Annotated in this window: 12 protein-coding genes and 1 riboswitch; of the genes, 9 read left to right on the forward strand and 3 right to left on the reverse strand. The window is 43.3% G+C overall.

Annotated features, from left to right (window positions below; all coding sequences use genetic code 11):
• Positions 1–216 precede the first annotated feature (216 nt).
• From F0251_RS20835 to dinF, 4 genes are all read left to right on the forward strand, one after another.
• Positions 217–579 (forward strand): diacylglycerol kinase, encoded by a 363-nt coding sequence (locus tag F0251_RS20835; protein ID WP_061034231.1) that lies wholly within the window; start codon positions 217–219, stop codon positions 577–579.
• A gap of 94 nt (positions 580–673) precedes the next feature.
• Positions 674–1,294 (forward strand): transcriptional repressor LexA, encoded by a 621-nt coding sequence (lexA, locus tag F0251_RS20840; RefSeq protein ID WP_004740541.1) that lies wholly within the window; start codon positions 674–676, stop codon positions 1,292–1,294.
• Positions 1,295–1,391: 97 nt separating this feature from the next.
• Positions 1,392–2,270 carry a class I SAM-dependent methyltransferase gene (locus F0251_RS20845; protein WP_105057899.1) on the forward strand — a complete coding sequence of 293 codons (879 nt, stop codon included), beginning with the start codon at positions 1,392–1,394 and terminating at the stop codon, positions 2,268–2,270.
• A 119-nt stretch (positions 2,271–2,389) separates the two neighbouring features.
• Complete coding sequence (gene dinF / locus F0251_RS20850; RefSeq protein WP_171731728.1) at positions 2,390–3,745, forward strand: MATE family efflux transporter DinF; 1,356 nt, start codon at positions 2,390–2,392, stop codon at positions 3,743–3,745.
• A gap of 172 nt (positions 3,746–3,917) precedes the next feature.
• Here the strand turns inward: dinF and sthA are convergent, their stop codons facing one another.
• Positions 3,918–5,318: a Si-specific NAD(P)(+) transhydrogenase gene (gene sthA / locus F0251_RS20855; RefSeq protein ID WP_105057898.1), complete on the reverse strand. Its 1,401-nt coding sequence runs from the start codon at positions 5,316–5,318 to the stop codon at positions 3,918–3,920.
• A 327-nt stretch (positions 5,319–5,645) separates the two neighbouring features.
• Here sthA and fabR point away from each other — a divergent pair, with 327 nt between their 5' ends.
• Both fabR and F0251_RS20865 read left to right on the forward strand, forming a co-directional pair.
• Positions 5,646–6,287, forward strand: a complete 642-nt coding sequence (gene fabR / locus F0251_RS20860; RefSeq protein ID WP_004740554.1) for an HTH-type transcriptional repressor FabR — start codon at positions 5,646–5,648, stop codon at positions 6,285–6,287.
• On the forward strand, positions 6,287–6,658 hold the full coding sequence (locus tag F0251_RS20865; RefSeq protein ID WP_004740556.1) for a YijD family membrane protein: 372 nt from the start codon (positions 6,287–6,289) through the stop codon (positions 6,656–6,658). Before fabR ends, F0251_RS20865 begins: the two co-directional genes overlap by 1 nt.
• Positions 6,659–6,744: 86 nt before the next feature.
• Here the strand turns inward: F0251_RS20865 and trmA are convergent, their stop codons facing one another.
• On the reverse strand, positions 6,745–7,854 hold the full coding sequence (gene trmA / locus F0251_RS20870; RefSeq protein ID WP_055318286.1) for a tRNA (uridine(54)-C5)-methyltransferase TrmA: 1,110 nt from the start codon (positions 7,852–7,854) through the stop codon (positions 6,745–6,747).
• A 154-nt stretch (positions 7,855–8,008) separates the two neighbouring features.
• A riboswitch (cobalamin riboswitch) is annotated at positions 8,009–8,213 on the forward strand.
• Between the two features lie 39 nt (positions 8,214–8,252).
• Here trmA and btuB point away from each other — a divergent pair.
• The 3 genes from btuB to murI are packed head-to-tail and all read left to right on the forward strand — an operon-like array spanning position 8,253 to position 11,669.
• Positions 8,253–10,088 carry a TonB-dependent vitamin B12 receptor gene (gene btuB, locus F0251_RS20875; RefSeq protein ID WP_105057897.1) on the forward strand — a complete coding sequence of 612 codons (1,836 nt, stop codon included), beginning with the start codon at positions 8,253–8,255 and terminating at the stop codon, positions 10,086–10,088.
• A gap of 48 nt (positions 10,089–10,136) precedes the next feature.
• Positions 10,137–10,802: an ATPase gene (locus F0251_RS20880; RefSeq protein ID WP_105057896.1), complete on the forward strand. Its 666-nt coding sequence runs from the start codon at positions 10,137–10,139 to the stop codon at positions 10,800–10,802.
• A 60-nt stretch (positions 10,803–10,862) separates the two neighbouring features.
• Positions 10,863–11,669 carry a glutamate racemase gene (murI, locus tag F0251_RS20885; RefSeq protein WP_205416605.1) on the forward strand — a complete coding sequence of 269 codons (807 nt, stop codon included), beginning with the start codon at positions 10,863–10,865 and terminating at the stop codon, positions 11,667–11,669.
• Here murI and F0251_RS20890 read toward each other — a convergent pair.
• On the reverse strand, positions 11,632–12,084 hold the full coding sequence (locus F0251_RS20890) for an RNA-binding protein (protein ID WP_102425826.1): 453 nt from the start codon (positions 12,082–12,084) through the stop codon (positions 11,632–11,634). The genes murI and F0251_RS20890 overlap by 38 nt on opposite strands.
• Between the last annotated feature and the right edge of the window lie 545 nt (positions 12,085–12,629).

A 12,629-nucleotide genomic window follows, 5' to 3' on the forward strand; every position in this document is an offset into this window, starting at 1 on the left:
TTCACAGCCTCAATAGTTATTTCAATGTGCTTAAGCGTATCTCTATTTCTATGATGAGAGAGGGTAACCCTTTCAAGTAAAATAGGGATAAGCCTAGGCGTAAATTTAATCGATGCAAGAATACCAGAAACTGGTCTAACCTTTTAATGGAAATAGTCATATTGCCGTTAAGTTTGTGGAATATCATTCATCGACTGATTGAGTATAGGGTTAAAAATGACCAAAAAATCAAACACCGGATTAAAACGCATCGTGAAAGCAGCAGGCTTTTCATGGCAAGGCATCACAAGTTCGTTTAAAAACGAGGCAGCATTTCGACAAGAAGTCTTTATGGCTACGGTTCTTATTCCGTTAGCATTTTACTTAGATGTAAGCCAGGTCGAGCGAATCTTAATGGTGTCATCGGTCGTGCTGGTAATGGTGGTTGAGCTTATCAATACTGCAATTGAAGCAGTTGTTGATCGTATTGGTAGTGAACATCATGAACTTTCGGGAATGGCGAAAGATGTCGGTTCGGCAGCCGTTTTCATCTGTTTAGCGCTTGCGGCTTATGTGTGGTTCGAGATCTTGGTTTTGTAATTAGCGAAAAATGAACTAAAAACAACCAATTGCTTTGCTTTTGTCCAGTTACTGGATATACTCACAGTCAACTGTATAAAAAGACAGGTGAATCATGAAGCCGTTAACGCCCCGCCAACAACAAGTCTTTGACCTTATCAAAGGTAAGATTGAAGATTCCGGTATGCCACCGACACGCGCAGAAATTGCCCGTGAATTAGGCTTCCGTTCTGCAAATGCTGCAGAAGAACATTTGAAAGCTCTTGCTCGTAAAGAGGCGATTGAGATTATCCCGGGTGCGTCTCGTGGTATTCGTATTTTGCTTGAAGATGCAGCGAACGAAGAGCAAGGTCTGCCTTTGATCGGTCAGGTTGCCGCAGGTGAGCCTATTTTGGCTCAAGAACATGTAGAAATGCATTACCAAGTTGACCCAGGCATGTTCAAACCTCAAGCTGACTTCTTACTTCGTGTAAATGGCGAAAGTATGAAAGACATCGGTATTATGGATGGCGATCTGCTTGCTGTTCACAAAACACAAGACGTCCGCGACGGTCAGGTTGTGGTTGCTCGTGTTGATGATGATGTAACGGTAAAACGCCTAGAACGCAAAGGTTCGACAGTGCTGTTACATGCTGAAAACGAAGAGTTTTCTCCAATCCGTGTCGATCTAGAATCTCAGCACTTGTCTATTGAAGGTCTTGCTGTTGGTATCATTCGCAACACGGACTGGATGTAATCAGTACAAACATCTTATTGATATTTATTCTCAATAACTTGTTATTGTAATTGATATTCATTATCATCTTCTTTGTCGAGATACAAGGAAGATGATGATGCCAATCCAAACCAAGCCTCAAATAAAGCCGCTTACAGCTAAGCCGCGCTCCTCTGATCAAAAGGTTTCCGCTGATCAAGCATCTACACACCAAGAACTTCAAGTTCCGACAAACCTCGTTCAACACCTTTGGTTTCGCAGCCGAGAAAGCCTTGCCGATGATGGCCTAGTCTATGACCCTATTGCAGCTCAAGCTTGTAAGCGTTGCCAGCTAGCACCTGAGTGCCTTACTGGCGAACTCGACCAACAACAACTTCTCTACGCGACATTGACTCAACTTTGTGACTCTCAAGTTCAGCAATTTCTATCTCACAATCCTGATGCTTGGATTATTAATGTGGGAGCAGGGCTCGACACCCGTTTTTACCGATTAGACAATGGCCGCTGTCACTGGGTAGAGCTGGATGTAACCGAGAATCTACTTTGGCGACAACGCTTGTTCCACAAAAATGAACGCTACCGCTTGGAGTGTGGCTCAGTAGATGACTTAACATGGTTGGATGAACTCAATATTCCAGAGCAAGCTTCGGTAATGGTGGTATGTGAACATGCACTGTTGGATTGCAATGAGCAGCAAACCGCGCACTTTATTCAATCGCTGAGCCGTTACTTTACTCATGCGCATGCGTGTGTTGTGTTAGCGGGAGATAAGAGCTCAAGTACTTTAGGGAAAAAGCTAGGCTCTGGTGACTATGCGCATGGCTTATCTTCTCCAGTCGACAGCATTCTTAATTGGCTACCATGGGCGCAATGGGTTAAAGCATTTTCGCCTTTAGAACAGCAATGCAATCGTTGGAAGTTATGGCAGCGACTATTGTGCAAAATTTCTCAGGTTAAAAAGCGTTTAACGCCGCAACTGGTACTGGTGAAGTGGTAGCGCTAGAGCAGCACTACTTACACATACTCGAAGCTACATCTGTTATAAGCCAAAATCTCACAACATAGTGAAAGCACACTCACTAGGTTAAACTATCGCCTCTAATCAAAGAGGTGGTCGTGAAGCTATTTAATCCCCAAACTATTTTCCAAATGCTATCCAATCAAGCAATGCACAAACAAGTGCTATTGCTCGCGATCCCGATGGTGCTCTCTAATATTACTGTCCCACTGCTGGGTTTAGTGGATGCTGCTGTTATCGGTCACTTAGAACATTCTTGGTATTTAGGTGGTGTTGCGTTAGGTGGCACCATGATCAGTGTGACTTTCTGGCTGCTTGGTTTCTTACGTATGTCGACAACCGGACTTGCCGCGCAGTCTTACGGTGCAAATGATGGTAAGCAGCTTGGTTTGGTCTTCGTGCAGGGCGCGACTATGGCTCTCGGGTTTGCTGGTGTCTTCTTACTGTTACATGGCCTAGTGGCTGACCTGGTTTTTTCATTAAGTAGTGCCAGTGATCAAGTGAAGCATTATGGCCAACAGTATTTCTCGATTCGAGCATGGAGTGCACCGGCAGCACTGACGAATTTCGTTATTTTGGGTTGGCTACTTGGAACTCAGAATGCAAAAGCGCCGATGTGGATGGTGATTATTACTAACATCACCAATATCGTGTTGGACGTTGTTTTTGTGATTGGTTTCGGTTGGCAGGTGGAAGGTGCTGCACTGGCATCGGTATTGGCTGACTATGCAGGTCTAACGTTTGGACTGATCTGCGTTTATCGAATCTGGATAAAGAGACAGTTACCATCACCGTGGGCTTTGATTAAGAAAACCAGCCAAGGTCTAAGCCGCTTCGTAAAACTGAATCGCGATATCTTCCTACGCTCTTTGTGCTTGCAAGCTACGTTCACTTTCATGACTTTCCAAGGGGCAAGCTTCGGTGATGATGTCGTGGCAGCCAATGCGGTATTGATGAGTTTCTTGATGATCATTTCTTACGGAATGGATGGCTTTGCCTATGCGATGGAAGCTATGGTGGGTAAGGCGATAGGAGCCAAAGACAAAGATGAATTAAATCAGTCGTTGATTGGTACTTTCTTTTGGAGCTTCAACATTTGTTTGGTTCTGACCATAGTGTTCGCGATCGCTGGGTCTAATCTAATTAATATGATCACCACCATCCCAGATGTAAAAAGCCAAGCTGAGGTGTATCTGCCTTGGTTGATCGCAATGCCACTGGTTTCAATGTGGTGCTTCTTACTCGATGGTATTTTTGTTGGCGCAACTAAAGGCAAGGACATGCGTAATAGTATGTTTGTCGCGACCTGCAGCTTCTTTGCGATTTTCTTCCTAGCGGCTAGCTTAGAAAATCATGCTCTGTGGCTTGCGATGCTCAGCTTTATGGCAATGCGTGGTATAGGTCTTGGTGTGTTATTTGTGTCGCAGTGGAAGAAGGGCGAATTTCTCGCCTAGTTCTAATGGGTATAAATAGAAGGTGTACAGACCAAATGGCATTTAGAACATCATGATCTAATTACTCTTGCTACTATACTATTTCAATACCTTAAATAAAAACAGCAAGCTCATGGCTTGCTGTTTATGTATTTGGCCTATGGGTGGTCAAATACTCCTACTAGTTCTTTATTTAGAACAAACGGTTGAGGCCGTTAAGAGCGGCAACACGATACGCCTCAGCCATTGTAGGGTAGTTAAAGGTGGTATTAACGAAGTACTCGATAGTATTCGCTTCTCCTTTTTGCTCCATGATTGCCTGGCCGATATGAATGATTTCTGCGGCACGCTCACCAAATACGTGGATACCTAGAATTTCTTTGGTTTCACGGTGGAACAGAATCTTCAAACTGCCGATGTCTTTACCAGCGATTTGAGCGCGAGCTAAGTGCTTGAATGAAGAGCGTCCTACTTCGTAAGGTACTTTCGCTGCCGTCAGCTCTTGCTCGGTTTTACCGACTGAGCTGATTTCAGGAATGGTATAGATTCCCGTAGGGATATCTTCAATCAAGTGACCTTCCGCTTCACCTTTAACAATCGCTTGTGCAACAAAACGACCTTGGTCATAAGCAGCACTTGCTAGGCTAGGGTAGCCAATCACATCACCGACCGCGTATACATGGTCAACATTAGTTTGGTAATTGGTATTCACTGATACTTGACCACGAGAGTCCGCTTCTAGACCAACCGCGCCTAAATTCAGTTTATCAGTGTTACCGGTTCGACCATTGGCATACAGCAAGCAGTCAGCACGCATCTTTTTGCCTGACTCCAGGTGAATGATAACGCCATCGTCAGTGCCCTCGATTTTCTCAAAGGTCTCATCGTTACGAATCACCACACCGCTGTTCCAGAAGTGGTAAGAAAGTGCGTCAGAGGTTTCATTATCTAGGAATGACAGCAGACGGTCTCGAGTATTAATGAGATCGGTCTTTACGCCCAAACCACGGAAGATAGACGCGTACTCACAACCTATAACACCGGCACCATAGATGATGATGTGTTGCGGGTCGTGTTTAAGAGAAAGAATCGAGTCGCTGTCGTAGATACGTTCATGTAGAAAATCGACGTTGTCTGGTTGATATGGACGAGAACCTGTCGCAATGACAAACTTGTCGGCACTGTAATGCTCTTCAGTACCATCACTTTGCATTACAGAAATAGTGTTGGTATCAATGAAACGAGCTGTACCAAACACCAGCGTACATTGGTTACGATCGTAGAAGCCCTGACGCAGTCGAGTCTGTTTATCGATAACGGATTTCGCATGCCCCAGAATGTTGGAAAACGTCGAGTGAATGCTTTTGTTGTTCTGACAGAATAAAGGGTTATTGTTAAATTCGATAATACGGCTTACAGCATGACGCAGAGCTTTCGAAGGAATGGTTCCCCAGTGGGTACAACCACCACCAACGCTGCTCTCTTTTTCAATGATTGCAACGTTCAACCCGGCTTTGGTTAATCCCATCGCTGCCCCTTCGCCTCCGGGGCCACTACCAATTACGATTACATCAAAGTGGTTGGAGTGTGGCATAGATATCTTCCTTGTTATATTTGATTAACATTGCTGTAGCGGGATTTTAACTGATTCTGTTCTTGCGTACATGAAAAGGGCATCAGAGAGTCGGCGGGATCACGCAGTGCTAGCGAAAAAATAATTTTTGGTATGTCGTATGTCTCCAAATGGCGGTGTGGATATTGAAATTTTTTCTGCGAACGTATTTACTTCGGTACGTGAACAAAGAGGCGTGTTTGGTGTCTTATATAACCGGAGTATCTTATATAAATAAGTGATTCGCGTTATATTGAACAGAGTATTAGACATGCCTGTTTAGGCTGTAAAAGAAGAAATTGATAAAGTATGAAACCAATGGGCATTCGCGCACAGCAAAAAGAAAAAACTCGTCGCAGCTTAATCGATGCAGCATTTAGCCAACTCAGTGCCGATCGTAGTTTTTCCAACCTAAGCTTGAGAGAAGTCGCTCGTGAGGCTGGAATAGCACCGACTTCCTTTTATCGTCACTTCAAAGATATGGATGAGCTTGGCTTAACCATGGTAGATGAGGGGGGCTTACTACTGCGCCAGCTAATGCGTCAAGCTAGGCAGCGTATAGTAAAAGAAGGCAGTGTTATTCGCACATCGGTTGAAACCTTTATGGAGTTCATTGAAAGCAGCCCTAACGTATTCAGACTGTTATTGCGAGAGCGCTCAGGAACTTCATTTGAGTTTCGTACAGCGGTGGCTCGTGAGATACAGCACTTTTCTGCTGAGTTAACCGAATACCTAATCACGACTGGCATGACACGAGATGAAGCTTTTACGCAAGCAGAAGCTTCGGTCATATTGGTCTTTAACTCAGGGGCAGAAGCATTAGATTTAGATCGACGTCAGCGAGACGAACTGGCTGAGCGCTTGATCATGCAATTGCGAATGATGGCCAAAGGGGCTTTTTGGTATCGTAAAGAACGTGAACGTAACCGATTAAAAGGCGGGATAGAATAATGTCGAATGAAAATAATACTGTAAACCGTGGCTCAGAAAGAAAAACACTGGTACTGGCTCTGATTGCTGGTGTGTGTGGCGATGCACTTTTATCTTGGGTAACAATGAGCGAAGTGGGCTTCTCAATCTTCCCACTGATTGCTTTAGTTTTAGCTGTACAAGCACTTTACCAAGAGTACCTCACTAACCCAGTATCGGAAGATATCCCGCTAGTTGGTTTAGCGTGTTTCTTCGTGGGCGCATTTGGTCACTCTGCGTTTGTCAAAGCACAACACCCAGATGCGGGCTCTAACTTTTTCGCGATTATCGTTGCCATGCTACTGCTCGCTTGGGTAGGTAAGAAGTTAGGCTTTATCGGTAAGACAGCTTAACCCAACCTATAAATAAAAAAACGAGCCGATTGGCTCGTTTTTTTGTATCTGCAGTTTGGCTTTTACCTAGATTAGGAAAGCGAGTGTTATGCTTTACGTTCTAGGAATACGCCTGCTTCCATGTGGTGTGTGTAAGGGAACTGGTCGAACAGAGCAAAACGAGTAATATCGTGTGTTTCGCTTAAGATTTCTAGGTTCTCTTTCAATGTTTCAGGGTTACAAGAGATGTACATGATGCGCTCGTAGCCTTGAACCATCTTACAAGTGTCTACATCCATACCTGAACGTGGTGGATCAACAAAAATAGTGTTGCAGTTGTAGCTCTTCAAATCGATGTTTGCTTGTTGCAGACGGCGGAACTCACGTTTGCCTTCCATCGCTACCGTAAAGTCTTCCGCAGACATACGGATGATCTGAACATTATCAATCTTGTTGGCTGCAATGTTGTATTGCGCTGATTCAACTGATGGTTTCGCTAGCTCAGTCGCTAATACACGCTCGAAGTTTTGTGCCAGTGCTAATGAGAAGTTACCGTTACCACAGTAAAGCTCTAGTAGATCGCCTTTACTGTCTTGAGTACAGTCAACGGCCCACTCCAACATTTTCTCAGCCACTTTACCGTTTGGTTGAGTGAAGCTGTTCTCTACTTGTTGGTAGATGTAGCTATCGCCATTTACGTCTAGTTTCTCAATAACGTAATCACGGTCTAATACGATCTTCATCTTACGTGCACGACCAATCAGGTTTAGGTTGAAACCTTCATCGTTCAATTGTTGTTTTAGCGCTTTAGCATCTTGAATCCATTGCTCCCCTAGTTGACGGTGGTAAAGCAGAGACACCAAAATCTCACCGCTAAGCGTAGATAAGAAGTCTACTTGGAATAGCTTGTGGCGTAGAGAGTGGTTGTCCTTCATTGCATCAACTAACAAAGGCATTAAGTCATTGATAAGACGGCTAGCAGCAGGGAACTGGTCTACACGGTATTTTTCTTTAGTTTCTTGATTGAACATGACGTAATACATATCGTCACCTTCATGCCACACGCGGAACTCAGCACGCATGCGGTAGTGTTGTTCTGGAGATTCGTACACTTCCAGCTCAGGCACATTATATTCTGAGAACATTTCAGTCAGACGCTCAGTCTTTTCTGCCAGTTGTTCTTGGTAGCGTTGCGGGTTTACATCTAAATTCGCCATTGTTATGCCTTTTGCTGTCGTGCTTTTAAATCAAGAGCGCAGATTTTATTCAATCACAGGCGCTTGTCCAGTGTTGAGAGCCAATCAGTGTAAATAGGCCATGAAAACTATAGCTTATAACTATCTTAGACTAGACAAATGATTCAGAGGTCAATACTATCTTCGGCAAGCTGGTGCCATTTAGATGTATAGATGGCTGAAGAGGGAATCTGGTGTGAATCCAGAACTGACGCGCAGCGGTAAAAGAGAACGAGTATTCATAAGACACTGCAAATAGCTTTTTGTGGGAAGTCGAATATCAGGTAACCATAAGGTTGTGCTCTTGAGTCCGAATACCTGCCAGCGGCTAAACCATAACATGTGGTTTGGTAGGAATTTACGCGATTTAGGATCACAACATGAACAAATCCCTTTTAGCGGTTGCTGTAGCATCGCTGCTTTCACCTATCTCCAATTTACACGCCCAACAAGCATCTGCTGATGAAACCATGGTGGTTACGGCTAACCGTTTTGAGCAGAGCACGGAAAGTGTTGTCGCTCAAGTTGAAGTAGTAACACGCCAAGATATCGATCGAATCCAAGCTAAGTCTCTAACAGATGTGTTTAGACGATTGACGGGTATTCAGGTTTCACAAAATGGAGGTCGAGGTCAGCAAGCTTCGATCTTTGTTCGTGGTGCTAACTCTGATCAAGTACTTGTTCTAATTGATGGTATTCGTTTTGCGCGAGCAGCAAAAGGTGGTGTCGATTTTAGCCAATTACCAATTACATTTGTCGATCGAGTGGAATACGTTCGAGGTGCCCGTGCTGCTATGTATGGTTCTGAAGCTATCGGTGGCGTTATCAACATTATTACCGTTGCAAATTCCGACAATGAAAAAACGGCAGTAAGTGCTGGTCTCGGAAGCTTAGATTATGAAGAGTTGAGCTTTGTTAGTGGTACTAAGGTTGGTGAAAATGGTCACTTAAACGTATCTGTTGGCTATGACTCCGATGAGGGATACAACGTTCATCCTATGTCGGGAATAAATGATGGTGACCGACATGGTTTTGAATCGCGCAATGCACTTATTGGCTATGTTCATAACTTTGATCAGCAATGGAGTGGTTTTGCTAACTTCCGCATGTTTGAGACTATCTCTCAATATGATGGTTCGTATGTTGACTATATAACGGGAGCTCCTGTCCACTCTTACAAAGAGGCAGAAGTTCAGAACTCTACCTTTGCTGCTGGTGTTAAATATAGTGGCAGTGAACTTAAGTCTGATTTCCTAGTTAACTATCAGAATCAAGATAACTGGAACTACGAACAGGCTTTAGGCAAGAACTCAGCGTCAGCAACATCTGATGAGCTTGAACAGCTAAATGTTCAATGGGTGAATTCATACAAACTGACTTCGGCAATGACTCTTAGTGGCGGTGTAGATTGGCGTGATGAGGCTTATATTGTTAAGCCTTCGAATACTGAATACGACAGAACGAATGTTGCGTACTTCGCTGCATTAAACGCAGATGCGGATAAAGTGTTCGGAGAATTGAGTCTTCGTGTTGATGACAATGAGCAGTTTGGTACAGAAACTACTTACAATACAGGGTTAGGCTATCGTTATGCTGAGTGGCTTGTTGTAAAAGCAGCTTATGGTACATCCTTCAAAGCACCTAACTTGTATCAACTATATAGCTACTACGGGAATGCACAGTTAGAAGCTGAAAAGGCAGATTCATTTGAGCTGACCTTTGGTGGCTTAATCAAGGGTATTGACTGGTCGATTACTGGCTATGACACGAACGTCGAAGACCTAATTGATTACAACTACGCAACAAGCAAGTACTACAATACCGATGGCGAAAGCCAACTGCGTGGTGTGGAAATGGTCGTTGGATTTGATACTAGCTTTATTAATCATCAAGTGAGCGCTAACTTTCAAGACCCAGAAGATCAATCTGGTGAGCAACTAATACGCCGAGCTAAGAAGATATACAAGTATAATGCAGTGGCTAGTTTCGACGAGGTTGATGTTTCACTAGGTTACCAATATGTAGGTGAGCGACCTGACTTCTCTGAAGATCTTGCCGCGTATAGCTTGTTCGATGTTTCAGTTAACTACTATGCGAATGAAAACCTAACCTTAAATGGTCGAGTAGATAACTTAACAGACGAAGAGTATGAAACTGCTGGTGGATACCCATCGCCAGAGCGTACATATTACGTCAATGCTACTTACCAGTTCTAACTAACACCTAAACCGCCCTCGGGCGGTTTTTTATTATTGGGTATATCAATGAAAAAGAAAGTCGTCATAAGTTGGTCATCAGGCAAAGACTCCACCTTAACCCTAGAGCGTTTGCTTGAGAGTGCTGAGTATGAAGTTGTTGCTCTCTATACTACCTATGTTGGAGATGAAGTTCCTTTCCAAGTCACTCCTATTGATGTGGTTGCCATGCAAGCGCAATTAATCGGTTTGCCGCTTATCACAATCGAGCTTCCGGAAGTGTTCCCAAGTAATGAGGTCTATCAAAGTACGATTGTTTCTGCATTGAAAGATTCTGGCTTATCAATTGATAGCGTGGCATTTGGTGACATGTTTTGTAACGGTATTGCCGACTACCGAAGAAGCTATATTGAACCTGCTGGCTGGGAATGTGTGTTCCCTCTCATGGGAGAGAGCAGTAAGGCGTTAGCTCGAGAGATAATAGACAGAGAAATCGAAACCTTTCTAGTCACAGTAGACAGCAACGCACTAGATATTAGCTACTGTGGGTTGAAATATACCAATGAACTAATAGAGGGATTACCTAACCATGTGGATCCGTGTGGTGAAGATGGAGAATTCCATACCTTAGTGACCTCTGCACCATGCTTTAAAGGAAAGCTTGATATAGAACTAGAAGCGATAGAGCAAGGTGAGCGTTTTGTACATCAACGTTATCGAGCTTGTATTCTATAGCGTGAAGATTGGCGAAAACTAAGTGAAGGGGTATTATTGCTGCGAAACTACATATAGGTAATCGTCGTGTCGGATAGTCTACAAAAAAACATATTGGTCTTTGATTCAGGGGTGGGTGGGCTATCTGTCTATAAAGAGATAAGTCAGCTATTGCCTAATCATAACTATATCTATGTATTCGATAATGAAGCTTACCCATATGGTGAGCTCAATCAGCAGGTTCTGATTAGAAGAGTTCAGAGCATAGTCGCCAGTTTTGTGGCTAGTCACGCGATAGATATCGTAGTGATAGCTTGTAATACAGCGAGCACGATTGTCTTACCTACACTCAGAGCCAATAATCTTATCCCTATTGTCGGTGTTGTTCCGGCAATCAAGCCGGCTTCTTTGCTAGCAAACAAAGCGGTGGGGCTGATTGCTACTCCGGCGACCATTACCCGTGAATACACGCACGAACTGATCAAAAACTTCTCAATTAATAAGAGGGTTGAACTTCTTGGCTCGACGAGGCTGGTGGATATGGCCGAAGATAAGCTCAGAGGAGAGGCAATCAACTTAGAAGAGCTCAAGCAAATCCTTCAGCCGATGATTAATACCATTGATGTTGCTGTTTTAGGCTGTACCCATTTCCCACTGATAAAGTCTGAGATTCAGCAAGTATTAGGCGAAAGTGTGGCATTGGTGGATTCGGGTAAAGCGATAGCGAAACGAGTCCAAGATTTGTTGGGTTTAGAAGATGGTCATGAAGAAGGGGGAGTAAGAGAGGTTTTTTGTAGTGCACTTCCCAAGAAAGAAAGTGCACTAAATAGTATGTTGAAGCAGTTAGGGTTTAGTTCTGTTCAGATTCGTCCGCTTCAGGATGCTTAGGATCATTCGCAACACGTACTTTTAAAGTTCGTTGCATGTAATCTTTGTCGTTAAGGGCAGAGATTGCATGATTCACATCATTACTTGCCATAACAACAAATCCGAAGCCTCTTCTTTTACCAGTTCGCTTGTCTTTCATTAAGCGTACTGCAAACACTTCACCATGTTCTGAGAATAATTCACGAACATGCGATTCGTTCGCCTTGTATGGAAGGTTACCCACATAAAGCGTTTTTGTTGAAGCTTTAGGTTCTGAATCTGATTTTGAGTCGGTGCTTGAAAAGTTAACAACAAAAGCGGAAGCCAAGACACCAAGGATAAAGGTAATTGCAGGCGATATATCTACCTGAGAGAAAACAATGCCGCCTAATACAGCCAGTGCGACAATTAACAACATCGATTTTTTTGAGTTCATATCGGAATACTACATATTAATAAACGAAATAGACGCATCTACCATTAACAAAATAGACACATGAATCTTACGTTCATGCCTTTCATTTTTCCAATGTATTGCTGTGATACGTCTCAAATGTTTAGTTTTTATTCGAAAAATGCGGATCTGGTGGCTTTTTAGGCGAACAAAACTTTTATTTGAAAAAGCTCTTGTGCTCCTTCTCAATCTCTCTATAATGCCGCCTCACCGACACGGAGTGAGACGAAAGTCACACAGCGAAATCGGTAGAGAAAAAGAGTTTGAAAATAACCCTTGACTCTAAAAACGGTGCGAGTATAGTACGCACCCCTAGCGACTGAGATGTTAATCACAAAACGCTAGCGCTCTTTAACAATTTAAACCTATCAATCTGTGTGGGCACTCGTTGATGAATATCAAAAAATGAAACTTCGGTTTCAAATTGATTTCAATGAACTGAGTGACCAATCGATAATTTATTATCGGCACAGTCAATTCATTATCATTCTGTTGGAATGGTAATAGCTTTAAAATTACACAGTAGT

The sequence above is a fragment of the Vibrio sp. 070316B genome (assembly GCF_013114115.1).
Lineage (GTDB): Bacteria > Pseudomonadota > Gammaproteobacteria > Enterobacterales > Vibrionaceae > Vibrio > Vibrio chagasii_B.